The following is a 24,565-nucleotide window of genomic DNA, read 5'->3' as shown; positions in this document are numbered from 1 at the left end:
GAGAAACACCATGCCGTTCACCGTCACCGACGTCCCGAACCTGCCCGCCGGGTTCGCCGACACGTTCACCAGCCACACCGTCAAGACAGATGATCCGACCCTGCACGCCGTCGTCGGCGGCGACGGACCGCCGCTGCTGCTCCTGCCCGGATGGCCCCAGTTCTGGTACAGCTGGCGCCTGGTCATGCCCGCCCTCGCCGAGCACTTCACCGTCATCGCGCCCGACCTGCGCGGCATGGGCGCCAGCGACAAACCCGCCACCGGTTACGACGCCGCCACCCTCGCCGACGACATGGCCGAGCTGATGACCGCCCTGGGCCACGAACGCTTCGCCGTCGTCGGCTACGACCTGGGCATGCTGGTGGCCTACGCCCTGGCCGCAGGCCATCGCGACCGCGTCACTCGCTTCGTCGGCGCCGAGTCGATCCTGCCCGGCCTCACTCCGTTCCCGCCGATGCTGACGGACCCGACCGTCAACGAGGTCATGGCGCACTTCGTCATCAACCGCCTCACGGATCTCAACGAACGCCTGATAGCCGGCCGCGAGGAGATCTACTTCGGCCACCAGTTCGCGTCCAAGACCGCCACCCCCGGCGCCATCCCGCAGGACGCCGTGGACCTGTACGTCGACCACCTGCGCGACCCGGCCGCCCGGCACGCCAGCTTCGAGTACTACCGCACCCTCGACATCACCGCCGAGCACGTCCAGCGCTGGCACGACCAGGGCCCGCTGACCATCCCGGTCCTGGCCATCGGCGGCCAGTACAGCACCGGCACCATGCCGGCGGAGACCATGCGCCTGGTGGCCACCGACGTCACCGAACTGGTCATCCCTGGGGCCGGTCACTTCCTGCCCGAAGAAGTTCCTCAGGACCTGACGAAGCGGCTACTGGACTTCCTGCGCCGACCCCACCGGTCAGCACCAGCTGCGAGGCGAGGGGTCCGGTGAACCGGCTCCCTCACCTGTTTCCTGGCGGCGGGCGCGGCCTGTGGGCGGTCTGCTGCCCGGCAGATGCTGCTGGAGCAGCCCACCCTCCCCGGGTAGGGGTGTACCCGGTGTTCGTCATGGTGGACTCGTCGGTCATCGACCCGTCCGACGACGGGCAGCGGTCGGCGTTCGAGGAGCTGTTCGAGCAGCTGGTTCAGTGCCCGGGTCAGATCCCGGTCAGCCGCCCGCGCAGCATCAAGTTCCTCGGTCCACTCATCGAGCCGGCCCGGTCCACTTCCGCCTCCGGCAGCCGGTGACGGGCCCGCAGCCGATACCGCATCCCACCGCTCTCGCCTCTGGCCTACACCAGCAGATCACAGTCATCCCCCAGCGCGTAGAGCTGCTCAAGAACCCAGGCAGGCGCGACCTTGTCGACCACCGCGTGAAGCAGGAACATCCATACCGCGGTCAACACCTTGTTGATTCACGCGTCCCCACGGACCGGCTTTCCTCCCGGCCCCGGGACCACACCACAGCCTGGCGGTGGCCACCGTTGCCCGGCGCAGCCACACCATGAACAGCCCCATGCCCCGGGCCGCTCTTGAGCAGTCCCGCCCGGTGCCCGCGCATCAGTGCAGGAACAAGGTCACCATCTCGGCGTACGCCTTCGTCACCGTCTCTGCCCGGCCCCGGGCCCGGCGTACCTCCCTCAGGAAGCGGTCCGCCTCCTGCACGACCTCCAGTTCGTCGTCCACCACGGTCCAGTACCGGGTACCCGATGGGTTCATCGGCTCATACAGACGGGGATGCTCTTTCGCTCAGCCGCGCGGCGGAGGATCGCGATCTGTCGGCGGGCGGCGTGCTGACCTGCGTATGCACTCGGGCGTCGTGATCCAGGACGAGGCCCCGGAGTCCGACGGGATTCCGGGGCCTGCTGCGGGTTCGCTGTCGGTTCAGCGGTCGGCGGTCTCGGTGAGGCGGGGGCCGTCGTCCGGCTCGTTCGCGAGGGCTCGGGCCGCGTACGTGATGCGGACGACGCCGTCGGCATGCCGTTCGGTGCGCGCGCGGACGCCGAAGACGTCGGCGAGGAGGGTCGGGGTGAGGACGTCCAGGACGGGTCCGGCCGCCGCCACCGTCCCTTCGTGCAGGACGACGAGGTGGTCGCAGAGGCGGGCGGCGAGGTCGAGGTCGTGCAGGACGGCGAGGGTGGTGATGCCGGTGGCACGGATGAGGTCGAGGAGTTCGAAGCGGGCACGGATGTCGAGGTGGTTGGTGAGTTCGTCCAGGACGAGGAGCTGCGGATTCTGGGTCAACGCCCGTGCCAGCAGGACGCGTTGGCGTTCGCCGCCGGACAGCGAGGCGTAGTCGCGGTCCGCGAAGGGCCCTACGCCGCAGCGGCCGATGGCGTCGGAGACGGCGGCGTGGTCCTCGGCCCCGTCGCGGCCGAGGAGGCCGTGGTGGGGTGAGCGGCCGAGGGCGACGATCTCGGCGACGGTCAGGCCGCTGGTGTTGCCGCCCGCGTCCTGGAGGACGGCGGCGGTGCGGCGGGCCGCCGCGCGGGGGGTCAGTTCCCACACGTCGTCCTCGCCGACCCGGACCACTCCCCCGGCGGGGCGCAGGGAGCGGTAGACGGTGCGCAGGAGGGTCGACTTGCCGCTCCCGTTGGGGCCGACGAGGCCGACGATGTCGCCCTTGCGGGCCTCCAGGCTCACGTCGCGCAGGATCGGGGTGCGGTCCAGGGTGACGTGGAGCCGGTCGACGACGAGTTTCATACGGTCATCAGTCCAGACCCTTGTTGCGGCGTAGCAGCCACAGGAAGAACGGGGCGCCGAGCAGGGCGGTGAGGATGCCCAGCGGGAGTTCGTTGGGGCGGTTGAGGGTGCGGGAGAGCAGGTCGACGAGGACCAGGTAGAGGGCGCCCAGCAGAGCGGTCAGGGGCAGGAGCCGGCGGTGGTCGGCGCCGAGGGTGAGCCGCACCAGGTGCGGGATCATCAGGCCGACGAAGCCGATGGAGCCGGCGACGGCGATGACGGTGCCGGTCAGCAGCGCGCTGAGGACCAGCAGGACCGCCCGCAGCCGGTTGACGTCGACGCCGAGCGCGGTGGCGGACTCGTCGCCCGCGAGCAGGACGTTGAGGCGCCGGCCGAACAGGGACAGCAGGACGGTCGTGACGAGGACCACCACGGCGACGGCGGGGACCTGCTCCCACTTGGCGCCGGCCACGCTGCCCAGCATCCAGAACATCACCGTCCGCAGCTCGGTCGGGGTCGCCTGGAGCTGGACGTAGCTGGTCGCGGAGAGGAAGACGTAGCCGATGGCGACGCCCGCCAGCACCAGCCGGACCGGCGCGAGGCGCCCCTGCCGCTGGCCGAGGGCGAAGACCAGCGCGCCCGCGGCGACCGCGCCGAGGAACGCCGCCGCCGACACCCCGAGCCCGGCGAGGGCCGCGCCCCCGCCGAGGGTGATGACGAGGACCGCGCCGAGGGTGGCGCCGTAGGAGAAGCCCAGGACGATGGGGTCGGCGAGCGGGTTGGAGACCACGGTCTGGAGGACCGCGCCGGTGACGGCCAGGCCGGCGCCGACCAGGGCCGCCAGGACCACCCGCGGGGTGCGGAAGTTCCAGACGATCTGGTCGAGCGCGGGGTCGGAGGGCGCCGTTCCCGCGCCGGTGACGTGGTGCAGGACGATCCCCCACACGTCGCCCAGCGGGATGTTCACGGCTCCGATGCTGATCGCCACGATCATGGTGGCGATCAGCGCGACGGGCAGGAGGGTGGACGCCAGGAGGACCTTGTACCGGCTCAGCGGGCGGCGGGGTGCAGCATCGTGGCGATCTTCTGCACGGCCAGGTCGTTGCTGGGGCCGAGGTACATCGAGTCGGACAGCGTCACGTACGTCTTGTTCTTGGCGGCCGGCCACTGGGGGAACTCCTTGAGCAGTTTCTGGGCGTAGGCCGCCGGGTTGGGGTCGTTGTAGCCGATGACGACGAGGGCGTCGATGCTGGTCGCGGCGACCTTCTCCTTGCTGAGGTCGGCGAAGGAGGTCGTGGAGGCGTTCTCGAAGGCGTTGGCGCCGCCGGCCTTGGCGAGGATGTCGTTGTAGATGCCCTGGGCGACGACGGAGCTGAAGTCGTTGCCGCCCATCGACATGTTGGAGAAGAGGACCATGACGTTGGGCTTCTTCTCGTTCTTGACCTTGGCGGCGACGGCCGCGATGTTCTTCTCGGAGTCGGCGATGAGTTTCTCCGCCTTGTCGCTGACGCCGAAGACCTTGCCCATGTCGCGCAGGAGCTGGTAGCTGTCGGCGATGGTCATCTTCGAGGTGTCCTGGTCGCAGCCCTGCGGGGAGACGTAGCTGTTGGCGCCGACCTGCTTCAGCTGGTCGCGGGTGGCGAAGCCGTTCTTCTCGTCGTAGCCGTACGAGGTGGTGGACAGCACCAGGTCGGGGCGCAGTCCGAGCATGGCCTCGCGGGGGATGTCGAAGGCGTCGTTCTGCTTGATGTCCCCGGTGGGCAACGCCTTGATCTCGGCCGCGCGGCCCGGGACTTCGGAGGCGCCGTAGGTCTGCTGGTTGGCGACGATCTTGTCCTTCAGGCCCAGGGAGAGCAGGGCGGAGACCTCGGCGACGGAGGCGCCGTTCATGACGACGACCCGGCTGGGGGCCTTCTTGAAGGTCTCCGTCCGGCCGCAGTTGGTCAGGGTCACCGGGTAGCCGGTCTTCGACGCGGCGGCCTCCGTCGTCGTGTCGCTCGCCTTGTCGTCGCCGGACGAGGAGCCGCACCCGGCTGTGAGCAGACAGAGGGCTGCTGCCAGGGCGGCGGCGGCCGGCCGGTTCATCGGCATGGGGGCTCCTTGCGTGCGGGACGTGCTCATGGGCTGACGGTTTCCGTCTCAGTAGTCGGGGCGAAGTGGCCCTGAGTTCCCGGCAGTTGCGAACTATTTCGCGGAGACCCCGACGCGGGGCCGCCGCCGGGAGCGGGCAGTACGGCCCCGCTCACGCAGTGGTCCAGGTAGCGGAAGACCAGGTCCCGGTCGACCGGCGGGCAGCCGATGCCGCTGCCTTCGAGACCGGCGCGGACGTTGTCGCAGCGGACGCGGCCGAGACGCAGGTCGGTGGCTGCGCCTTGGTCGGCGGAGTCGAAGAAGGCCAGGGTCGTCGCGGCGACGTCCGCCGAGCGGGGCAGTTCCTCCCGCCAGCGCGCGAGTGGCAGGGTCCGCACCGGATAGCCGTACTCCCGCACCCAGTCGTGGACGTCCGACATCCGTACGCGGGGCAGGGTGGCGTGGTTGTAGACCGGACCGGCGTCCGTCGCGCCCCGGCGCAGGCTCAGGTGGACGAGGGAGCGGGCCACGAAGTCCACCGGCGTCCACACCTCGTCCTCGAACAGCTCCGGGACGATCCCCGCCGGGATGCCCGCCCGCAGCACGCTCCACAGGAAGTCCCGCTCGTTGACGTATCCCGTGCCGGCGGGTCCGACGACCCGGCCCAGCCGGTGGACGGTGACGGGCAGACCGCGCCGCGCCGCCTGCTCCAGGAGCTTTTCGGAGGCCCACTTGGACTGCTGGTAGCCGTGGCGCAGGCCGTCGTGGGGCGGCAGGAACGCCTCCGGTACCTCGGGAGCGTGGCTCGCGGGCGGCGCGACGGACAGGGTGGAGACGTAGTGCAGGGGGGTCGTGCGTACGGCGGCCAGGCGCAGGAGCTGCCGGGTGGACTCGGTGTTGGCGGCGCGCAGGGTGGCGTAGTCGCGCAGGATGCTGACGGTCGCGGCGTTGTGGAAGATCGCGTCGCAGCTCGCGGCGAGATCGGCGAGGGTTTCACGGGGCAGGCCGAGGCCGGGGCGGGCGAGGTCGGCGGGCAGGGCCGTCAGCCGGTCAGCCGTCCGTGCGTCGAGGGTGATGCCGTGCCGGGTGAGGGCCTCGTGGAGGCGGGCGGTGGCTTCGGGTACGCCGTGTGCGCGGACGAGGCAGACGAGGTCGGCCTGCGTGTCGGCCAGGAGCCGGGCGAGGAGGTGGGCGCCGACGAATCCGGTGGCGCCGGTGAGGAGGATGCGGCGGGGGGTGTCACGGGGGACGCGGCTGATGCCGGGGCGGATGCCCTGGTCCAGTTCGCTGTCGGCCAGGTGCGTCGGCGGTCCGGCGTCCGGCTGTTGCGTGTCGGTGAGGAAGCGGGCCAGGCCGGCGGCGGTGGGGTGCTGGAAGAGCCAGGCGACCTTCACGTCCCGGCCGAGTTCCACGCCGAGCCGATTGGCGGCCTGGATGGCCTGGAGGGACTGGGCGCCCAGATCGAACACGTCGTCGTCGACGGCTACGGCGTCGGCGCCCAGGAGTTGCCGCCAGACGCCGGTGATGGCCTGCTCCAGGGGGCTTCCGGCGGTGGGCGCCCGGTGTACGGCCGGTTCGGGCAGCGCGGCCCGGTCGATCTTGCCGGAGCTGGTGCGGGGCAGCCGGTCGGCGAACTCGACGGCGGCGGGGATCATCGCGGCGGGCAGCCTGGCCCGCAGGTGCTCCCTCACCTCGGCGGCGGACGGCAGCGCGCCCTTGACCACGAGGTGGGCCACCAGGCGCCGGGTGCCGTCGGGCAGGATCTGTCCGACGGCTGCTGCCTCCCGGACCCCGGGGTGGGTGAGCAGGGCGCTCTCGACCTCGGCGGGCTGCACCCGGTGTCCGCTGATCTTGAACTCGGTGTCGGCCCGGCCGAGATGGCGCAGCCGGCCGTCCTCGCCGACGCGGACGAGGTCCCCGGTCCGGTAGGCGCGCGGGGCGCCCGGCAGGGCGGTGAGCGGGGCGAAGCGGGCGCCGTCCGGCACGTCCGGCCGGTAGCCGTCGGCGAGGGCGGGGCCCAGCAGGTAGAGCTCGCCGTCGACCACCGCCGCCCGGGTGCCGGGCAGGGGCAGGCCGATGGGGACGTCGCCGGCGGCGAGGCCGGGATCGTGCAGGTCGGCGACGGTGGCGACGACGGTCGCCTCGGTCGGACCGTACGTGTTCAGCAGCGCCACCGAGGAGCCGACCGCTGCCCGCCAGCGCTCGACGCGTTCGGGCAGGGCCGCCTCGCCGCCGATGACGACGGTCCGTACGCCCTCGGGCAGGGCGGCGGCGCCGGTCGAGACCGCGTAGGCGAGTTCGTGCCAGTAGGCGGTGGGCAGGTCGAGGACGCTCACCTCCAGCCGGGCGCAGGTGTCGAGGAAGCTCGGCACCGATTCGGTCATGTCGTCGGTCCGGATCACCAGGGTGGCTCCGGCGCACAGGGTCAGGAAGATCTCCTCCACGCTGGCGTCGAAGTGCAGGGGCGCGAACTGGAGGACGCGGTCCTCGCGGCGCAGGCCGTAGCGGTGGGTGGCCGCGGCGACGAAGTGGGCCAGCGCACCGTGGCCGACCGCGACGCCCTTGGGGCGACCGGTGGAGCCGGAGGTGTGCAGGACGTAGGCGAGGTCCGACGGGTCGGGTGCGGCGGAGCGGAGGGCCGGCCTGTGTGGCGCGGTGACATCGGCGGGCGAGCGCGGCGCGGTGATGCCGGCGGGCGGGTGCAGCGCGCTGATGCCGGCCGGCCCGGACGAGGTGGTGACCCCGGCGCGGGCGAGGTCCGGTCCGTCCAGCGCGAGGACGGCACGGTCCGCGAAGTCGCCCGCGCGCTCGGCGCTGGTCAGGACGAGCGCCGGGGCGGTGTCGGCGAGCAGGCGGGCCGTGCGGTCGGCAGGGGCCTTCGGGTCGAGGGGGCTGTAGGCGGCGCCGGACATCAGCACGCCGAGGACGGCGGTGACGGCGTCGGTGCCCCGGGGCAGGGCGACCGCCACCAGGTCGCCCCGGCCGACGCCCCGGGCGGTCAGGCGGCCGGCGATGTCCCGTGCGCTGCCGAGGAGTTGGGCGTACGTGAGCACGGTCCCGGCGTGTTCGACGGCGACGGCGCCGCCCCGGCGGGCCGCGTGGTCGGCGATGAGGTTCAGCACGGGGCGGACCGGCGTGGGCAGCGGGCCGCCGTCCAGGACAGAAACGGGACCGGGGACAGGCCTGGGGACGGGATCGGGGCCGGGGTCGTGCGCAGGCGTCTCGCCGAGCGGCCGGTCAGGGTCGGCGAGGGCCTCCTCCAGCAGCGCGAGGAGCCCCTCCAGAAAGGCGGCCGTGCCGTCCCGCGTGTACAGGTCGGGGTGGGTGTCGACGGCGACGCGCAGCCCGGTGCCGTCGCCACGGTCGTAGACGTTGACGGCCAGGTCGTCGACAGGTCCGGCGGACACGTTGTGGACGGTGCTGGGATGGCCGGCGAAGGTCAGGCCGTACGCGAACGGCATGATGTTCACGCCCGGCCCGGACAGGCGGCGCTGTCCGCCCACGAGTTTCAGGTCGCGGCGCAGTTGCTCGTAGCGGTAGCGCTGGTGCGGGAGCCCGGCGCGCAGTTCGCGCGAGACCCTGGGGGCGAGGTCGCGGAGGCTGTCGCCGGGGGCGACGGGCACGCGCAGGGGCAGGATGTTGCGGACCATCGCGGGCACCCGCAGGGAGACCGAGCCGAGGCGGCCCATCGCCGGCAGACTCAGCACGATCTCCGGTGCCCGGGTGACCCGGTGCAGGTGGGCGACGGTGACCGCGAGCAGTACTTCCGACCAGGTCACGGAGAGTTCGCGGGCGATCGTGCGCAGGTGGTCGGCCCGGTCGGGAGCGAGGTCGGTGACGTGGCGGTGGAAGGTGCGGGCGGGCAGGGCGGAGCGGTCCGCCGGGGTGGCCACCGGCGGGCGGTCGGCGTAGCGGCCGGTCCAGTACGCCCGGTCCAGGGTGTGGCGGGCGGAGGCACGGTAGGTGGCTTCCTCGTCGCGGACCGACTCCAGGGTGCCGAAGCCGCTGCCGGGGACGGGCTCCCCGGCCATGAGGGCGGTGTACACCTCGGCGACGCGGCGGGCCACCAGGGACAGGCCGAAGCCGTCGAGGGCGATGTGGTGGACGCGGTGGTACCAGACGAACTCCCGCGGCCCGGTGCGCAGCAGGGCGTGGCCGAAGAGCGGGTCGCGGGTGAGGTCGAGGGGGCGGGCCATGTCCTGGTCCATCCAGGCCAGGGCGGCGGCGTGCGGGTCGGGTTCGGCGGTGAGGTCGGCGATGTGGGTGTGCCAGTCGCCGGCCGGGGTGTCGACCTGCCAGGGGCGGCCGGTGTCGTCGGTGACGAAGGTGACGTTCAGGGCCTCGGTCTCGGCGACGACGTGGTGCAGGGCCCGGTCGAAGACGGCCGTGTCGATCGGTCCTGCGATGCGCAGGTATTCGGCGGTGTTGTAGGCGGGGCTGTCCGTGTCGAGCTGCTGCCCGGCCCAGATGCCGTTCTGGGCGGCCAGCAGCGGGCGGCGTTCAGGCTTCGGCACGGCCGGCTCCCTGCCCGCGTTCGGTGATGAGCTGCCACCACTGGGCGAAGGAGGTGCGCTCGGCCAGCTCGACGAAGGTCACGTCGGCGCCGGCCGCCTGCCAGCGTTCCAGCAGGGTGGTGATGCGCAGCGAGTCCAGCCCCGAGTCGAGCGGGCTGTCCTCCAGGTCGACGTCGCCGGGTTCCAGGAACAGGCACTCCGCGAGGTCCGCGCGGAAGCCGTCCAGGGTGAGGGGTTCGGGCATGGGGGCTCTCTCTCGGTGGCTCGTGCGGTGATGTGCGAGCGGGTCAGTTGACCTTGCGCGCGGTGTCGCTCCAGAACCGGTCGCGCAGTTCACGCCGGAGGATCTTGCCGCTGGGGTTGCGCGGGACGTGCTCGGTGAACTCGTAGCTCGCGGGCAGTTTGAACGCGGCCAGCCGTCCGACGAGGAAGGTGTGCAGGTCCCGTGGGCTGGGCCGCTCGCCCGCGGCCGGTACGACGAAGGCGTGCACCTTCTCGCCCCACCGCTCGTCGGGGATGCCGACGACGACCGCCTCCCCCACGCCGGGGTGGGCTTCCAGGACGTTCTCGATCTCGGCGGGGTAGACGTTCTCGCCGGCGACGAGGATGGCGTCCTTGATGCGGTCGCGGATGAACACGTACCCGTCCTCGTCGAGGTAGCCGGCGTCGCCGGTGTGGATCCAGCCGTCGACGAGCGTCTCGGCCGTCTTGTCGGGCAGTCCCCAGTACTCGACCATCCGGGCGGGAGTGTGCAGGCAGACCTCGCCGATGGCGCCGGGCGGCAGTTCGCGGCCGTCGCCGTCGATCACCTTGGCCCGCACGCCCGGGTAGGGGTGCCCGGCGGCCTGCATGAGCGGTCCGCCGGGGACGTGGGCGGCCGGGGGCAGGCAGACGGCGGTGTTGCCGGTCTCGGTCAGGCCGTAGATCTGGGCGAACTCGCAGTCCAGGACGGCGAGGCTCTCCTCAAGGAGCGCCTCCGAGATCGGGGAGCCGCCGTACACGGTCTTGCGCAGGGTGGTGAAGTCCTCGGCGCTCACCTTGGGTTCGGTGAGCATCATGCGCAGCATCGCCGGGACCACGCAGGCGGTGGTGATGCCGAGGTCGCGGATGAGGTCCACGGCCTGCCGGGCGGCGAAGGCGCGCATCGCGACCACCGTCGTACCGGCGTTGAAGTTCTGCGTGGCCCACCACAGGCCGCCGATGTGGAAGCCGGGGATGCCGATCAGGGCGATGTCGCCGGAGCGCCAGTCGATCCAGTCCAGTTGCTCGCTGGCGAGCCCGTCGCGGATCGCGAAGAAGCTGCGGTGGGCGATGACGACGCCTTTGGGCAGGCCGGTGGTGCCGCTGGTGTAGAGCTGGGCGACAGGGGTGTCGGGGGTGGGGTCGAACTCCGGCTCCCCGTCGGGGTGTCCGGCGCTCCAGGTCTCGACCTCGCTCAGGTGGACGATCGTTTCGGGGGGCTCGGTGTCCATGCCCGCGACGATCGGGGCGAACTCCTCCTCCAGGAACAGCAGCCGGGTGCCGGAGTCCTGGAGGATGTGGCTGACCTCGGGCGCGGTGAGCCGCCAGTTGACCGGGACCAGCACGGTGCCGGTCTTGGCGCAGGCGAAGAGGGCCTCGTAGTAGTGCTCGGACTCCTTGCCCAGGTAGGCCACCCGGTCGCCCTCGGCGAGTCCCGCCGCTCTGAGGGCGTGGGCGAGGCGGTTGCTGTGGCGGTGCAGGTCCGCGTAGGTCAGGGTGCGGCCCTCGCAGAGCACCGCCGCGGCCTCGGGCCGGCGGCCGGCGTGGAAGCGGGTGGTGTGGACGAGGGTGCTCAGTCCGGGGTGGTGCAGCCTGGTGCCCTGGTGCTGGGGCGCCGTGGATGTCTCCATGAAGCTGTGCCTCCGGTGGGTCAGGGGATGTTGACGAACGCGAGGGTCGCCTCGCCGTCGCTGCGGCCGCCGTGGGCGTCCCGGTAGCGGAAGGCGGTCTGGGCGTGGAGGAAGGGGCTGCCGCCGGCGGGGGTGCGCCGGGTCACGGAGCGGAACTCCAGCTCGCCGGTGAAGTCGCGGGGGTCGACGGGGCGCCGGAAGTTCGCCGTGAAGCGGGCGATGAGGATGTCGGGGAGCTGGTGGCGCCAGAAGTCGTCGAGGGTCCACTCCTCGAACCCGGTCAGCAGTCCCTCTTTCACCGACTTGGCGACCAGGTAGTACATCATCTGGTTGTAGGCGATGTTGGCCTCGACCGCGTTCAGGTGGCCGGTGTCGTCGATGTAGCAGGACTCGGGGATCGCGAACGCGCAGCGCGCGGCCGAGAGCCCGGCGGCGGCCGTCACCTCGGCGGTTCTCAGGTACTCGCAGTGCGCCTTGTAGGGCGTCAGGACCCGGGCGAGCAGGTCCTCGTCGGTGGGGTACGACCGCTGCGGCGGGGCGTCGGCGGGCGCGGTCACGCGGCGCGCATCCCGTCGTAGAGCTTGCGCTCGTCGTGGACGGTGACGCGGTGGGAGACGGTCGGCTCGGGGGTGGTGGTGTGGCGGGCGCGGTGGACGAGGCTGCGGTTGTCCCAGACCAGCAGGTCGCCCTTCTCGAAGGTCTGGAGGTGGATGCCCTCGTGTTCGTAGGTCTCGTCGAGCTGGCCGGTGGCCTCGAAGAGGCGATTGAGGAGTTCGTCGTCGAGGGGGTCGCCGGCCTCGTTCTCGATGCCGACGGTGAAGCCCTCGCTGAGGTAGAGGACGGTCTCGCCGGTCATCGGGTGGGTGAAGGTGGTGGGCTGGAGGACCGGCGGGGTCCTCGTCTCGACCTCGTCGATGATCTCGGAGATCGGGCGGTAGACGTCGTGCGGGCGGATCTTGAAGTACTTGCGCACGGAGTGCCGGCAGCGCGTTCCCTCGATCTCCTTCTTCAGCTCCGCGGACAGCCGCTCGTAGGCGCGGCCCATGTCGATGAAGTAGGTGCCGCGGTTCTTCTCCGGGACGACCTGGGGGTGGATCAGGGTGATGCCGAAGGGGTCGGGCATGAACTGGTAGTCGGCGTGCCAGAACTTGCCGGTCTTCGGTACGCCTATCTGCTTGCCGTTCTCGGGGACGTTGGAGGAGACGAAGATCTCCGGGACGTCGGGGTGCTTGTACATCGGCTCGTAGTAGGTCTCGGGGCGGCCGAGGCGCCGGCCGAGGGCGAGGAACTCCTCGGGGGTGAGGTGCTGTCCCTTCAGTACGGCGATCTTCTTGGTGTAGACGGCCTCCTTGAGGGTGCGGATGTCCGCTGCGGAGGCCGTGGTGTGGTCGAAGTCCTCGACGATGACGCCGAGTTCGGCGCCGGGCTGGTCGGTGATCTGCATGGCTGCCGGTCCTTTCGGGGAGGTCAGACGGTGGTGGTGCGCCGGGAGTCGACCAGGTCGGCGAGCCGGCCCAGGGTGAGGTCGGGCTGGAGTTCGTCGTCGCCGACGGTGACGCCGAGGTCGCGTTCGATGCGGATGCTGATCTCGACCGTGGTCAGGGAGTCCACATCGAGCGCGCCGAGGGTGGCCTCGGGGCGGATCAGGCCGGCGGGTACGTCGTGCAGGTGGACGATGACGTCGACGATCTGTTCGTAGGTGCTCATGGTGTGGTCCGTTCCGGTTGCGGGTGATCGGCGAGGTCGGGCCAGGTCGTCAGGCAGGAACCCCAGGTGAGGCCACCGCCGAAGGCGGTGATCAGGAGCCGGTCGCCGGGCCGTACGCGCCGCCGGGCGACGGCGTCGGCGAGGGCGAGCGGGATGGAGGCGGCTCCGGTGTTGCCGACGGTGTCGACGTTGACGACGCAGCGCTCTCTCGGCAGGCCCAGGTCGTCCGCGACGGAGTGCAGGATGCGCAGGTTGGCCTGGTGCGGGACGAAGTGGTCGACGTCGTCGGTCTTCCAGCCGGCGTGCTCCAGGGTGGCCCGCGCCGAGGCGGCCATGCGGGTCACGGCGTGCCGGTAGACCTCCTTGCCGCGCATCGCGAAGTGGCGTTGCGCGTGGGTGGGTTCGACGGTGGTGGAGCGCTGGCGGGAGCCGCCGGCCTCGACGGTGATCAGGTCCTCGTGGGCGCCGTCGCTGCCGAGGTCGAAGTGGCCGACCGCGCCCGGCTCGTCGGCGTCTCCCGCGCGCAGGACGACCGCTCCGGCGCCGTCCCCGAAGATGATCGCGTTGGCGCGGTCCAGCGGGTCGACGATGCCGGAGTAGGTGTCCGCGCCGATCAGCAGGACCCGGCGGGCGACGCCGGCGGCGATCAGTCCGGCGGCGGTCGCGAGGCCGTACACGAACCCGGTGCACACCGCCCCGACGTCGAAGGCCGCCGCTCCCGTCAGGCCCAGGCGGGCGGCCACCACGGGGGCGGTGGCGGGGCAGGGACGGTCCGGGGTGGTCGTGGTGACGATCACCGTGTCGGCGGGCTCGCCGCCCGCGGAGCGCAGGGCGCGGCGGCCGGCTTCGACGGCGAGGTCGGAGGTGGCCTGGCCGGGGTCGGCGAGGTGGCGGCTGCGGATCCCGGTGCGGGTGCGGATCCAGGTGTCGTCGGTGTCGAGGCGGTCGGCGAGTTCGTCGTTGGTGACCACGCGGGGCGGTACCCATCCGGCGAGGCCGCACAGGACGGCCGTCCGAGCGGGCGGGCCGAAGGTGTCGCTGGGCACAGCGGTACTCCTCGTGGGGTGAGAAGGGGAACTAGGCGGCGACCGGAGCGGCCTTGCGCAGGGCGAGGGTGAGCGGGACTCCGCAGCACAGGACGGCGGCGACGGCGAACACGGCGGTGCGTATCCCGGTCAGCAGGGCCTCGTCCGGCGGGCCCTGGCCGACGCTGCCGGACAGGGCGACCAGCAGGGCGAGGCCGACCGCCCCGCCCGCCTGGAGCGTGGTGGAGGCCATGCCCGAGGCGACGCCCTGGTCCTCGGCGGCGATCCCGGAGGCGGCGACGATCCACATCCCGGTCCAGGCAGCGCCCTGGCCGAGGCCAAGCAGCACGATCCCCGGCAGCAGCAGGGCGTAGGAGCCGTCCCCGGTGAGCGCGAGACCGAGGGCGGCGGCCCCCGCCGCGCCCAGGGCCATGCCGCCGACCAGCATGCGGCGCACGCCGACCCGGGCGACGGCCCGCTCCCCGGCCTGCGTGCCCAGGGCGGTCACCACGGCCGGGACGAGGAACGCCAGGCCGGTCGCGAACGCGCTGTAGTCGCGCACGTGCTGGAAATAGAGGGTGAGGAAGTAGGGCAGGGAGCTGAAGGTCGCGCTGTAGAGGGCGGTGATCGCCATCGCGGCGACCAGGCCCCGGTGGGCGAACAGCCGGGCCGGCACCAGGGGGTCGCGGGTGCGGGTCTCGACGACCGCGAAGACGGCCAGCAGGGTGACCGAGAGTACTGCGCCGATCAGGGCGGACGGGCTGGTCCAGCCCGCCTCGGGGGCGTGTATCAGCAGGAACACGAAGAGGGTGATCCCGCCGGTGGCGGTCAGTGCGCCGGTGACGTCGAACCGCCGGGTGCCGGTACGCGGGCCGTCGGCCGGGAACAGCCGCCACCCCGCCCACGCCAGGGCCGCCGCCACGGGGACGTTGACGAAGAACACCGACGGCCAGCCGAACGCCTCGACGAGCACCCCGCCGAGCAGCGACCCGAAGCACAGGCCACCGGCCCCCGCCGCGCCCCACACCGCCAGGGCGCGGTTCCGGGCGGGGCCTTCCTCGTAGATCGTGTTGATCAGGGAGAGGGTGGCCGGGAACAGCAGGGAGCCGCCGATGCCCTGTACCGCGCGGACCGCGACCAGGACGCCCGCCGACTCCGACAAGCCGCCCACCAGAGACGATCCCGCGTACACGAGGGCGGCGACGACGAAGGTCCGGCGCCGGCCCAGCAGGTCGGCCGTCCGGCCGCCCAGCAGGAGGAAGCCGCCCGTCGTCACGACGTAGGCGCTGACCACCCACTGGAGGTCGTGCGGGGAGAAGCCGAGGCCGGTTCCGATGTCGGGGAGGGCGACGTAGACGATGTTGTAGTCGAGGGCTATGACCAGCTGGGCCAGTGCCAGAACAAGAAGAGACAGTCGTGCCCGCACGGCCGAAATCCCCCTCCCGCATCAACGGGAATCAATGGAACGAATAGATGAACCGGTCGATCATTTTCGGTCACCCTAACACCCGGAAGAAAGCTTGAGAACAATTCACGGAAGAACACTTACGGAAAGCATAAATACCATTTCAGGGCAGCGCTGAATTCCGGCAGTGCCACACTGCCGGATATCCGCTTCAGATGGTCAGCCGTCTCCCATGAGGCGCCTGATCTCAGCGATGAGGACGGTGAGCGCCTGGCGTTCCGGAATAGTCGTCTCCGGGTGCCAGAGGTCTACGAGAAGGCAGGTGCGGGGCCGGTCTCCGGCATTGCGCGCCTCATGCTCGAAGGAGTAGTCGAAGAGGAGACATTTCCCTTCCGTCCAGGAACGTGTTTCACCGGCCACCGTGATGCTGCACCCGTCTGGAATGTCCACGGCGAGATGCAGGTTGATGCTGAAGTTCCACAGGTCGCAATGCGGGGCGATGGACGCGCCCGGCAGCAGGGTGGAGAAATGGCATTCGAGGAGGGGGCATATCTTGCCGGTCTCGACGGCGAACTCGTCGAGGACCTTGTACGCCGTGGGCGCGGTGTCCGCCGACTCCCCGACCAGTCCCCCGCCCCGGTACAGGTAGAGGGCCTGCCAGTCCTCCTGCCGGGTCAGATAGTGCTCGTAGTCCGAGAACGCCTCCCGGCGTCCCGCCCAGGCCGCGGCCAGCTCCTGCTTGATCGCCGGGTGGGCGGCCTCGAACGCCTCGACGACGGGGGCCAGTTCGGGATGGCCGCGGGGATCGTGCCAGGGCGTCGGGGACAGCCCCGGCAGGATCCACTTGGCCCCTCGCTGGAGCGGGTGACGCTCCCCGCCTCCGCCGGGCTCCAGCATCCGTTCCACACGGCGGAGGGAGTCAGCGCCGTGCTCGCCTCGGATCGCCGCGAAGGCGTCCTCCATCTCAGGTGTCATGCGAGCCCCTTCCGGCTGCCGGATCGGTGTCGCAGTAGTAGTCGGGTGAAGGAGCCGGGAAGTTCCCGCGAGATTCCGTCAATTCCGGCGGGCAGCGGGAGAGTTGGCCCTCTCCCGCTGTCGCCGCAGGTGAACGGCCTCGGCGCGGGAGGCGTCAGAGCGCCTCGGCGTCCCGCAGCAGCCCGCCGAGAACCGCACGGGCGCGGGAGACCCGGGAACGGACCGTGCCCACAGGACAGCCGAGGAACCCGGCCGCCTCCTCGTACGACAGTCCGACCACCTGGGTGAGCAGGAACGCCTCCCGGCGTTCCTCTGACAGGGTCTCCAGGAGGTCGAGCAGGGCCACGCCGTCGTCGAAGCCCGGCAGGCCGCGCGGCTGGGCGCACTCGTGCGCCGTCCGCCAGTCCACGGCGTCGGCGATCCGGGGGCGGGCCGCGGCACGCCGCAGGCTGTCGGCCACCGCCCGGCGGGCTATCGACAGCAGCCAGGTACGGGCCGAGGCCCGCCCCTCGAAGCGGTGCAGGCTGCCGAGCGCGCGGGCGAAGGTGTCCTGGGTCAGGTCATGGGCGGTCTGGTGATCACCGCTGAGATGGGTGACGTAGCGCAGCACGTCACCGTGGAGGGCGCGCACGAAGTGGTCGGCCGCTTCGGGGTCTCCCGCGCGGGCGGCCAGCGCCCAGGCGGTCGCCGACGCGTCCACCGAGGCGCGGTCCGCCCGGGAGGCGGGCAGGACAGAGATCATCGGGTGATGTCCTTCTCGGGTCTTCCGGCGCCCGGCCCGCAGGGGGGCGGGGCTCACCGGCGCAGAGGGGTGCGTCCGTACGCGGAGGTACGGCGATGCCCGGAGCCCGTCCAGAAGCGCGACACCGCAGGGGCTCCGGTGGATCCGGCTGTCTCAGCGGACAGCGGCACCCACGGGCGGCCCGCGGAAGGTGAGGGAACAGCACAGCAGCAGACGTACGGGGGCCGGTGCGGCGGCCGTACGGCGCCCGCGCACGGACGGGCGGTGGAACGGCTCGGGCAGCGCCAGCAGCAGGCGCAGGGGTGCCGCCAGCCAGGCCGCCGCCGTCCGCAGGACGCGGAAGGCCGCGCGCTCGCCGTGGGCCAGCCACAGCCCGCACAGGACCGCGGCCAGGAGGTGCGCGGCGAACATGCCGGCCGAGGCCGTGCCGTTCATGCCGGTCATGTCGTGGGCCGCGTGAGGGGTGGATCCCATGTCCATCCCGGCCATGGACCCCATGTCCATCGAGCCCATGCCGGCCGAGGGGCCGTGGTGGTGCATGGCGGCGGGGGCGGCGGTCGACGCGGACGTCTGTGCCAGGGCGAACGTCTCGTGCAGCACCGCCTGGGCGCCGGTCACGACCGCGACGATCAGCGGGCGTCCGCGTTCCCGGCCGGCCAGCAGCCAGCCGACCACGCCGGTCCCGACCGCGCCGGCGGCCAGGGCCGACCAGGGCACAGGGCCCGACATCGCCGCGTGTCCGAGGGCGGCGAGCAGCACGCAGACGGCGGCGAACACACCGGCCCGCACCGCGCGGTACCCCCCTCGGACAGTCATAGTCCGCCCATCCTCGCACCCGGCGTCCGAACGTCATCAGGGGGTACGTACGAACCCCCGCCCTCCGACTCACCCGCGCCGAGGTGACGCACGTCATAGCAGATGCACGGGAACCCGGGGCCCTCGAAGAACGACTACTGGAACGACAGCGAACCGGGTTTCACCACGACGGCCACCGCCTCGACCGGTCCGCTGCGGCGGAACTCCAGGGTGAAGGACACCAGGTCGCCCGGCTGCCACCCGCCCGCCGGCACGGGCACCGTCAGGTCGACACCGGTCGGCGACATCGCGAGGCTGTCGCCCGCCGCGACGGAGACGGAGTCGATCTCCGCCCCGTAGGCCGCGTTCCGCTGCCGCATCCGGTGCTGGGAGAGCGTCACCTCACCGGAGACGCCCCGTGCCGTGATCCGCACCAGGGTGTCGGCCGAGCCGCCCCGGTTGGCCAGGTCGAAGAACGCCGCCGTCTCCGGTATCCCGGCGGAGGGCAGCAGGACGCGTCCGCCGGTGACACTGATCCGGGCCGGGCTCCCGGCCCTGCCCGTACCGGCCCAGGCGGTCAGGCCGGCCAGCGCCACACTGCACGCCGCGACGGGCACCAGGGCGGCCAGCGCCCCGTCCCGTATCCGCTTGCGGTCGAGGCCCTTGAAGTTCCTCATCGGACACCCGCCTTCGCGGTCCGCGTCCCGCGCCCCCGGCCCGGCGACGGCTGCCAGGCGCGCAGCCGCAGGCTGTTGGCCACCACCAGTACGGAACTCAGCGACATCGCCGCGGCGGCGACCATGGGGTCGAGCAGGCCGACCATGGCCAGCGGCACGGTGACGACGTTGTAGCCGAACGCCCACGCCAGGTTGGCGCGGATCGTGCCCAGGGTGCGGCGGGCCAGCAGGACCGCGTCGACGAGCGCCTCGATGTCCCCGCGCGCCAGCGTCAGGTCGGCCGCTCCGATGGCCACGTCGGTGCCGCTGCCCATGGCGATGCCCAGATCGGCTCCGGCGAGCGCGGCGGCGTCGTTCACCCCGTCGCCGACCACCGCGACCCGGGCCCCTTCCTCCTTCAACTGCCGTACGAGGGCGGCCTTGTCCTCGGGAGTGCAGCGGGCCCGCACCTCGTCGATGCCGAGCGCGGCGGCGACGGCCTCGGCCGGCGCCCTGTGGTCACCGGTGGCCAGCACCGGACGGATGCCCAGGCGCCGCAGTCGCTCCACGGCCCGGAAACTGCCGGGCCGCACCAGGTCGCCGACGGCGATCAGCGCCTCGGGCCGACCCTCGACCCTGACCAGGACCGGCGTGTGCGCGGCCTCCTCCGCCGCCGCCAGCGCCTCGGCCAGCACCTGCGGCAACTCGCCGTCGGGTGCGCCCGCCTCGACCGTGACGCCGTCCACCCGGCCGCTGACCCCGTGTCCCGGTACGGCGGCGAAGCCGGTGACGTCCGGCAGCGGTCCGGCGCCCTCCGTACGGCGCGCGTACGCGGTGACCGCCCGTCCGATCGGGTGCTCGGAGCCCTGCTCCACCGCGCCGGCCAGCCGCACCACCTCGTCCTGCCCGAGCGCCCCCGGCACCACGGTGACCCGGGCCACCGTCATGTGACCGGTGGTCAGGGTGCCGGTCTTGTCCAGGACGACCGTGTCCACGTGCTGGAGTGCCTCCAGCGTCTGCGGTCCGCTCACCAGCACGCCCAGCTGGGCGCCGCGCCCGGTGGCGGCCATCAGGGCGGTCGGTGTCGCCAGCCCCAGGGCACAGGGGCAGGCCACGACGAGGACGGCCACGCAGGCCGTGATCGCCGCCTGCGGGTCGGCTCCGGCGCCCAGCCAGAACCCGAGGACGGTCACCGCGATCGCCATCACGACGGGGACGAAGACCCCGGCGACCGCGTCGGCCAGCCGCTGCGCCCGCGCCTTCCCGGCCTGCGCCTCGGTGACCAGCCGGGTGATGCGGGCCAGCTGGGTGTCCGCGCCGACGGCCGTCGCCTCGACGAGCAGCAGCCCGCCGGCGTTGACGGCGCCGCCGACCAGGGCCGAGCCGGGGCTCACCTCCACCGGTTCACTCTCCCCGGTGACCAGGGACAGGTCCACGGCGGAACTGCCCTCGGTCACCCGGCCGTCGGTGGCGACCCGCTCGCCGGGCCGCACCACGAAGACCTGCCCCACCCGCAACTGCTCGATGGGGATGGACCGTTCGCCGTGCGCGTCCTTCACGGACACCTTCTTGGCCGCGAGTTCGGCCAGCGACCGCAGTGCCGCCCCGGTCCCCCGCCGGGCCCGCCCCTCCAGGTACCGCCCGGCCAGGACGAACAGGGGCACACTCACGGCGGCTTCGAGATACACGTGGGCCATGCCCTCGGAGGCGGAGGGCACCAGGCTGAACGGCATCCGCATCCCGGGCTCGCCCGCCCCGCCGAAGAACAGCGCGTACACCGACCAGGAGAACGACGCCACCACCCCGAGCGAGACCAGGGTGTCCATGGTGGCCGTGGAGTGCCGCAGCCCGCGCAGGGCCCTGATGTGGAAGGGCCAGGCGCTCCACACCGCGACCGGAGCCGCCAGCATGAAGCACAGCCACTGCCAGTTGCGGAACTGGAGCGCCGGCGCCATCGACAGCACCAGCACCGGCACCGCCAGCAGCGCGGTGACCAGCAGCCGTTCCCGCTCGATGCGGGCCTCGGTGTCGCCCTCGTCCGCCTTGTCCTCGCTCACGGGCAACGCGGCCTGGTACCCGGCCTGTTCGACCGCGGTGACGAGGTCCACGGGCGCCACACCGGCCGGGTGGCTGACCCGGGCGAGCCCCGTGGCCAGGTTGACCGTGGCCGTGACGCCCTCCAGCTTGGCGAGCTTCTTCTCCACCCGCCGGACACAGGCCGCGCAGGTCATCCCGCCCACGGTGATGTCCGTGACCACGAGGTCCGCCGTCGACGCGCCCGCCATCACTCACCGCTCCCGTGGCCCATCCCCGGCATGTCCTCCATGCCGCCGCCCGTCCCCGGGGTGTCGCCCGTCCCCTCACCGCTCCCACCGCCGCTTCCCGTGCCGTGCATACCGGGCGCCACCGGCCCCGCCGCCCTGCCGACGGCGTACGACACCGAGAACACCAGCACCATCAGGAGCAGGAAGCCCCACAGCGCGGGCGGGGGCAGAAATCTGCCGGCGGATCGGGGTGAGCGCGGAATATCGGCCATGCCCGGCCTTTCCTGGTCATGTCGAACCGTCTTGTGCCAGACGGCGGTCGGAGCCGTACCGCCCCAGTAGTCGGCGCGGCGGGGCGCCGAGTTCCAGCGACCAATCGTGGTACGCGTCACAGGGACCGCCGGGTCGGGCGACGCCCAGCCAACTGGCCGTCGGTGACCCCGAACGGCGGCTCCGCGCCCGCCAGACCCACTCCGGCACCCACGTCCTGCACGCGGCCCTGCGCCAGATCCTCGGCCCGAACGCCCTCCAGTCCGGCTCCCGCAACCGCCGCCCCGGCCACCTCCGCCTGGACTTCCCCTGGCGCGGCGCCCTCTCGGCCACCGCGCGCACAGCGACACCTTGAGAAGTGGGATCCAGCCCCAGTCAGCAGCGTGCGCGATGGCTCGGAACCTGTGACGCGGCAGGCCGGGCGCCGTGGATCAGGTGCGGGCGACGTTGCCGAGCGAAGTACGCAGGTCGTTCTCCTCGATGAGCAGCGGGGGCAGAGGAGTCGCGTTGGCCGGGTTGAGCGAGTCGAAGAGCAGGGCGATGAACCGGGCGCGCAGTGAGGGTGTGGCGCCGGGGAGCGCGAGGCCGGCGACGGCCATGACGAGGAAGTGCGGGATGTCCTCGGCGGTGAGGTCGGGGCGGATCTCGTCGGCCTGCTGCGCGCGCACCAGGAGGGGGTGGAGTGAGGCGCTGAAGCGCTGGAGGACCTCCACCGCGACGTCGGCGAAGTTTCCGGCGAAGGTGACCAGTCCCCGTTCCTCGGTGATCAGGTCGAGCAGACGCGTGGCGATGTCCTGAAGGGCCTGGCGGGTGTGCGGGGAGTCGGCGGCCTGCTCGATCAGGGGGAGGAGGTCGGTTTCGAGGATGTCCTCCAGCACGGCCCGGACGATCGCCTCGCGGTTGGGGAAGTGGCGGTAGAGCGTGGCGATACCGACGCCGGCTTCTGTCGCGATCTGGTCCAGGGAGGCTTCGCCCCTGCCCAGCACCGTACGCCCCGCAGCGGTGATCCGCTCCACGTTGGTGCGGGCGTCGACCCGGCGCCGGGTCGCGCGGCCGTCCGTCGTTGCCATCTGTGACTCTCCCCTGATCTCGGATGAGGCCACCGTATCTGATAGCTCCCTACCGCATTGATAGAACACTATCGCTTTGATAGTACTCTCTCACTTCGCGTGGCGTCCGGCCTCCCGGACCGCCCGAGACAGAGGGAGAAGTCTGTGTCCGTTCTGCTGTACCGGCTGGGCAGGTTCGCCTACGGCAAGCCCTGGTACGTCATCGGAGGATGGCTGGCCGTGCTGGCGGCGGTCGTACTGCTGCTCGTGACCCATCCGGTCAGGCTCAGCAACGAGGTGCGCATCGACGGCACCCCGTCCCAGAAGGTCATCGACGGCCTGGCCACCTCCCTGCCGGAGGCGTCGGGCGGCCAGGGCATGCTGCTCTTCACCGCCCCGGAAGGCGCCCGGATCGACGACGAGAAGGCCCGGTCCGCCCTGGTGGCGGCCGTGGACGCCGTCTACCGCCACGACCACGTCATCGACGTCAGGAAAGCCCTGTCCCAGGAGGCCGCCAAGGGCGAGAACAGCCCCCTGATACGGGCTCAGGCAGCGGTCGCCCGAGCCGCCGGGGTGCCGTCCTCCGACAAGGTTCCCGTCCCCTTGGAGCAGGACGGCCGGCCGGTGCCGGGGGTCGTCGTCTCCGCCGATGGCGCGACCGCGCTGATGCAGTTCCAGTTCGACGCCCAGACCTTCGAACTTCCCGCCGGGACGATCGACAGCGTCATCCGGGCCGCCACCCGACAGGCCACGGCCGGCGGCCTCGACGTCCTGCCGTCGGCGGCGATGATGGAGATCCCCGACATCATCGGCGTCGGGGAGGTCGTCGGCGTCGCCGTGGCGGCTCTGGTCCTGCTGGTCACTCTGGGATCGGTCGTCGCCGCGGGCCTGCCGCTCGTGATCGCCCTGACCGGCGTCACCGTGGGCGTCGGTGGCGCCTTCACCCTCTCCACCGTGTTCGAGATCCACTCACTCGCCGCCGTGCTGGCCCTCATGCTGGGGCTGGCCGTGGGGATCGACTACGCGTTGTTCATCGTCAACCGGGAACGCCGGCTGATCCTCGACCAGGGCATGGACCCCCACGAAGCGACCGCCCGGGCGCTCGGCACCGCCGGGAGCGCGGTCTTCTTCGCCGGCAGCACGGTCATCATCGCTCTGGCCGGGCTCCTGGTCATCGGCATCACGCTCCTCAGCACCATGGCCGTCGTCGCGGCCGGCACGATCGCCATCGCCGTCCTGCTCGCCCTGACCCTGCTGCCCGCCCTGCTGGGCCTGGTCAAAGAACGCGTCTGCCCCGCCCGTACCCGGCGAAGGGAACAGGAGCGTGCGCGAGGCGCCGAACACACCCGGACGGTCCGCTGGGGAACCTTCCTGGTCCGCCACAGGTACGCCGCCCTCGCGGCCTCGATCCTGATCCCCGCGATCCTGGCGATGCCCGCCGCCGGCATGAAGCTCGGCCTGCCCTCCGGCGCGAGCTACAACACCGACACCGGGCAGCGACGCAGCTACGACCTGGTCAGCGACGCGTACGGCCCCGGCTACAACGGCCCCCTCCTGATCGCCGTCGGCTCCGCCACGAACGGTCGGGCCCTCTCCCCCGAGACCCTCGCCGCCGTGACCTCGGACCTGCGCGGCGTCGAGGGCACCACCTCGGTCTCCCTCGCCGGGATGAGCCGGACCGGCACCACCGCCGTCCTCAGCCTGATACCCGGCAGCGGCCCCAACGACGACGCCACCAAGGATCTCGCCACGGCCCTGCGGGACAGGAGCGCGCAGATCCGCGCGACCCACGGCGCCGACATCGGCATCGCCGGCTTCACCACCCTCGCGATCGACGTCTCCGACCGGCTCGCCGACGTCCTGCCCCTCTACGTGGCCACCGTCCTCGGGCTGTCCCTCGTCCTCCTGCTCCTGGTCTTCCGCTCCCTCATGGTCCCGGTGACGGCCACCCTCGGCTTCCTGCTGAGCATCGCCGCCACCTTCGGCATCACCACGGCCGTCTTCCAGTGGGGCTGGTTGCAGGGCCTGATCGGACTCGACGCCACCGCGCCGGTCGTGAGCCTGCTGCCCATCATCATCACCGGCGTCCTCTACGGACTCGCCATGGACTACCAGATGTTCCTGGTGACCTCCATACGCGAAGCACACGTACACGGGGCCACCGCCGTCGACGCCACCGTCACCGGCTTCGCCCGCGCCGCCTCCGTCGTCCTGGCGGCGGCCACCATCATGATCTCCGTCTTCGCCGGCTTCGTCTTCAACGCCCAGCCCATGATCAAACAGGCCGGCTTCGCGCTGGCCGCGGGCATCCTCATCGACGCCTTCCTCATCCGCATGACCTTCATCCCGGCCACCATGGCACTCGCCCGGGAGAAAGCCTGGTGGATCCCCGCCCGGCTGGACCGCCTGCTGCCCGACCTCGACGTCGAGGGCGACAAGCTCGCCCAGAAGATCCCGCCGCCCCGTCCCACCCCGGCCCGGCAGACCCAGACCACCGGCTGACCGACGGCACCGTCTCTTCCCACCCTGCCGTCAGGCCATCG

At 72.1% G+C, this 24,565-nt stretch carries 22 protein-coding genes and 1 pseudogene; 4 read left to right on the top strand and 19 right to left on the bottom strand.

The genetic code is table 11. The features are described from left to right. The first annotated feature begins 10 nt into the window (after positions 1-10). Together ACLZOT_RS02145 and ACLZOT_RS02140 are read left to right on the top strand one after the other, a co-directional pair. Positions 11-949, top strand: coding sequence for an alpha/beta fold hydrolase (locus ACLZOT_RS02145; RefSeq protein ID WP_416966914.1), 939 nt, complete (start codon positions 11-13; stop codon positions 947-949). A 116-nt stretch (positions 950-1,065) separates the two neighbouring features. Then, positions 1,066-1,245: a hypothetical protein gene (locus ACLZOT_RS02140; protein WP_416966913.1), complete on the top strand. Its 180-nt coding sequence runs from the start codon at positions 1,066-1,068 to the stop codon at positions 1,243-1,245. A gap of 312 nt (positions 1,246-1,557) precedes the next feature. Here ACLZOT_RS02140 and ACLZOT_RS02135 read toward each other — a convergent pair whose 3' ends face one another. The 18 genes from ACLZOT_RS02135 to ACLZOT_RS02050 all read right to left on the bottom strand — a co-directional run bounded on the left by ACLZOT_RS02135 (position 1,558) and on the right by ACLZOT_RS02050 (position 20,975). Beyond that, entirely contained in the window at positions 1,558-1,716 is a 159-nt protein-coding gene (locus tag ACLZOT_RS02135; RefSeq protein ID WP_416966912.1) for a hypothetical protein, read from the bottom strand. A gap of 165 nt (positions 1,717-1,881) precedes the next feature. Next, on the bottom strand, positions 1,882-2,700 hold the full coding sequence (locus ACLZOT_RS02130) for an ABC transporter ATP-binding protein (protein ID WP_416966911.1): 819 nt from the start codon (positions 2,698-2,700) through the stop codon (positions 1,882-1,884). Positions 2,701-2,707: 7 nt separating this feature from the next. Continuing rightward, entirely contained in the window at positions 2,708-3,673 is a 966-nt protein-coding gene (locus tag ACLZOT_RS02125) for a FecCD family ABC transporter permease (protein ID WP_416966910.1), read from the bottom strand. 56 nt (positions 3,674-3,729) lie between these two features. Further along, a complete protein-coding gene (locus ACLZOT_RS02120; protein ID WP_416966909.1) occupies positions 3,730-4,770 on the bottom strand; it encodes an ABC transporter substrate-binding protein in 1,041 nt (346 codons plus the stop codon). A gap of 26 nt (positions 4,771-4,796) precedes the next feature. Next, entirely contained in the window at positions 4,797-9,263 is a 4,467-nt protein-coding gene (locus ACLZOT_RS02115) for an amino acid adenylation domain-containing protein (RefSeq protein WP_416966908.1), read from the bottom strand. Further along, positions 9,250-9,507: a phosphopantetheine-binding protein gene (locus tag ACLZOT_RS02110; RefSeq protein WP_416966907.1), complete on the bottom strand. Its 258-nt coding sequence runs from the start codon at positions 9,505-9,507 to the stop codon at positions 9,250-9,252. The genes ACLZOT_RS02115 and ACLZOT_RS02110 overlap by 14 nt, the downstream gene beginning before the upstream one ends. 43 nt (positions 9,508-9,550) lie before the next feature. Then, positions 9,551-11,134 (bottom strand): fatty acid--CoA ligase, encoded by a 1,584-nt coding sequence (locus tag ACLZOT_RS02105; RefSeq protein WP_416966906.1) that lies wholly within the window; start codon positions 11,132-11,134, stop codon positions 9,551-9,553. A 20-nt stretch (positions 11,135-11,154) separates the two neighbouring features. Then, the gene (locus tag ACLZOT_RS02100) at positions 11,155-11,691 is read right to left on the bottom strand and encodes an FcoT family thioesterase (RefSeq protein ID WP_416966905.1); all 537 of its coding nucleotides are present in this window, start codon (positions 11,689-11,691) and stop codon (positions 11,155-11,157) included. Continuing rightward, positions 11,688-12,578, bottom strand: a complete 891-nt coding sequence (locus tag ACLZOT_RS02095) for a TauD/TfdA dioxygenase family protein (protein ID WP_416966904.1) — start codon at positions 12,576-12,578, stop codon at positions 11,688-11,690. The genes ACLZOT_RS02100 and ACLZOT_RS02095 overlap by 4 nt, the downstream gene beginning before the upstream one ends. Positions 12,579-12,601: 23 nt before the next feature. After that, positions 12,602-12,841: an acyl carrier protein gene (locus tag ACLZOT_RS02090; RefSeq protein WP_416966903.1), complete on the bottom strand. Its 240-nt coding sequence runs from the start codon at positions 12,839-12,841 to the stop codon at positions 12,602-12,604. Further along, entirely contained in the window at positions 12,838-13,887 is a 1,050-nt protein-coding gene (locus ACLZOT_RS02085; RefSeq protein WP_416966902.1) for a beta-ketoacyl-ACP synthase III, read from the bottom strand. Before ACLZOT_RS02085 ends, ACLZOT_RS02090 begins: the two co-directional genes overlap by 4 nt. Before the next feature lie 31 nt (positions 13,888-13,918). Then, on the bottom strand, positions 13,919-15,292 hold the full coding sequence (locus ACLZOT_RS02080; RefSeq protein ID WP_416966901.1) for an MFS transporter: 1,374 nt from the start codon (positions 15,290-15,292) through the stop codon (positions 13,919-13,921). Positions 15,293-15,490: 198 nt separating this feature from the next. After that, on the bottom strand, positions 15,491-16,246 hold the full coding sequence (locus ACLZOT_RS02075; RefSeq protein ID WP_416966900.1) for an aspartyl/asparaginyl beta-hydroxylase domain-containing protein: 756 nt from the start codon (positions 16,244-16,246) through the stop codon (positions 15,491-15,493). A gap of 154 nt (positions 16,247-16,400) precedes the next feature. After that, on the bottom strand, positions 16,401-16,988 hold the full coding sequence (locus tag ACLZOT_RS02070) for a sigma-70 family RNA polymerase sigma factor (RefSeq protein ID WP_416966899.1): 588 nt from the start codon (positions 16,986-16,988) through the stop codon (positions 16,401-16,403). Positions 16,989-17,141: 153 nt separating this feature from the next. Beyond that, a complete protein-coding gene (locus ACLZOT_RS02065) occupies positions 17,142-17,804 on the bottom strand; it encodes a hypothetical protein (RefSeq protein WP_416966898.1) in 663 nt (220 codons plus the stop codon). 134 nt (positions 17,805-17,938) lie between these two features. After that, positions 17,939-18,460 (bottom strand): copper chaperone PCu(A)C, encoded by a 522-nt coding sequence (locus ACLZOT_RS02060; protein WP_416966897.1) that lies wholly within the window; start codon positions 18,458-18,460, stop codon positions 17,939-17,941. Further along, on the bottom strand, positions 18,457-20,724 hold the full coding sequence (locus ACLZOT_RS02055) for a heavy metal translocating P-type ATPase (RefSeq protein WP_416966896.1): 2,268 nt from the start codon (positions 20,722-20,724) through the stop codon (positions 18,457-18,459). Before ACLZOT_RS02055 ends, ACLZOT_RS02060 begins: the two co-directional genes overlap by 4 nt. After that, a complete protein-coding gene (locus ACLZOT_RS02050; RefSeq protein WP_416966895.1) occupies positions 20,724-20,975 on the bottom strand; it encodes a hypothetical protein in 252 nt (83 codons plus the stop codon). Before ACLZOT_RS02050 ends, ACLZOT_RS02055 begins: the two co-directional genes overlap by 1 nt. A gap of 155 nt (positions 20,976-21,130) precedes the next feature. Here ACLZOT_RS02050 and ACLZOT_RS02045 point away from each other — a divergent pair. Next, positions 21,131-21,316 (top strand): annotated as a pseudogene (locus ACLZOT_RS02045) (hypothetical protein); the annotation flags it as partial. 88 nt (positions 21,317-21,404) lie between these two features. Here the strand turns inward: ACLZOT_RS02045 and ACLZOT_RS02040 are convergent. Then, complete coding sequence (locus ACLZOT_RS02040; protein WP_416966894.1) at positions 21,405-22,043, bottom strand: TetR/AcrR family transcriptional regulator; 639 nt, start codon at positions 22,041-22,043, stop codon at positions 21,405-21,407. Positions 22,044-22,187: 144 nt separating this feature from the next. Here ACLZOT_RS02040 and ACLZOT_RS02035 point away from each other — a divergent pair, with 144 nt between their 5' ends. Continuing rightward, positions 22,188-24,524 (top strand): MMPL family transporter, encoded by a 2,337-nt coding sequence (locus ACLZOT_RS02035; RefSeq protein ID WP_416966893.1) that lies wholly within the window; start codon positions 22,188-22,190, stop codon positions 24,522-24,524. Positions 24,525-24,565 lie beyond the last annotated feature (41 nt).

This window comes from Streptomyces sp. 4F14, from assembly GCF_048159485.1.
GTDB lineage: Bacteria > Actinomycetota > Actinomycetes > Streptomycetales > Streptomycetaceae > Streptomyces.
This window is presented reverse-complemented; position numbering and strand designations above follow the sequence as displayed.

Bases quoted from the DNA above. Each gene is read 5' to 3' on its own strand.
- ACLZOT_RS02145 (WP_416966914.1), top strand. From the start codon at position 11: ATGCCGTTCACCGTCACCGACGTCCCGAACCTGCCCGCCGGGTTCGCC.
- ACLZOT_RS02140 (WP_416966913.1), top strand. From the start codon at position 1,066: ATGGTGGACTCGTCGGTCATCGACCCGTCCGACGACGGGCAGCGGTCG.
- ACLZOT_RS02135 (WP_416966912.1), bottom strand. From the start codon at position 1,716: ATGAACCCATCGGGTACCCGGTACTGGACCGTGGTGGACGACGAACTG.
- ACLZOT_RS02130 (WP_416966911.1), bottom strand. From the start codon at position 2,700: ATGAAACTCGTCGTCGACCGGCTCCACGTCACCCTGGACCGCACCCCG.
- ACLZOT_RS02125 (WP_416966910.1), bottom strand. From the start codon at position 3,673: ATGATCGTGGCGATCAGCATCGGAGCCGTGAACATCCCGCTGGGCGAC.
- ACLZOT_RS02120 (WP_416966909.1), bottom strand. From the start codon at position 4,770: ATGCCGATGAACCGGCCGGCCGCCGCCGCCCTGGCAGCAGCCCTCTGT.
- ACLZOT_RS02110 (WP_416966907.1), bottom strand. From the start codon at position 9,507: ATGCCCGAACCCCTCACCCTGGACGGCTTCCGCGCGGACCTCGCGGAG.
- ACLZOT_RS02105 (WP_416966906.1), bottom strand. From the start codon at position 11,134: ATGGAGACATCCACGGCGCCCCAGCACCAGGGCACCAGGCTGCACCAC.
- ACLZOT_RS02095 (WP_416966904.1), bottom strand. From the start codon at position 12,578: ATGCAGATCACCGACCAGCCCGGCGCCGAACTCGGCGTCATCGTCGAG.
- ACLZOT_RS02090 (WP_416966903.1), bottom strand. From the start codon at position 12,841: ATGAGCACCTACGAACAGATCGTCGACGTCATCGTCCACCTGCACGAC.
- ACLZOT_RS02075 (WP_416966900.1), bottom strand. From the start codon at position 16,246: ATGACACCTGAGATGGAGGACGCCTTCGCGGCGATCCGAGGCGAGCAC.
- ACLZOT_RS02070 (WP_416966899.1), bottom strand. From the start codon at position 16,988: ATGATCTCTGTCCTGCCCGCCTCCCGGGCGGACCGCGCCTCGGTGGAC.
- ACLZOT_RS02065 (WP_416966898.1), bottom strand. From the start codon at position 17,804: ATGACTGTCCGAGGGGGGTACCGCGCGGTGCGGGCCGGTGTGTTCGCC.
- ACLZOT_RS02060 (WP_416966897.1), bottom strand. From the start codon at position 18,460: ATGAGGAACTTCAAGGGCCTCGACCGCAAGCGGATACGGGACGGGGCG.
- ACLZOT_RS02055 (WP_416966896.1), bottom strand. From the start codon at position 20,724: ATGGCGGGCGCGTCGACGGCGGACCTCGTGGTCACGGACATCACCGTG.
- ACLZOT_RS02050 (WP_416966895.1), bottom strand. From the start codon at position 20,975: ATGGCCGATATTCCGCGCTCACCCCGATCCGCCGGCAGATTTCTGCCC.
- ACLZOT_RS02040 (WP_416966894.1), bottom strand. From the start codon at position 22,043: ATGGCAACGACGGACGGCCGCGCGACCCGGCGCCGGGTCGACGCCCGC.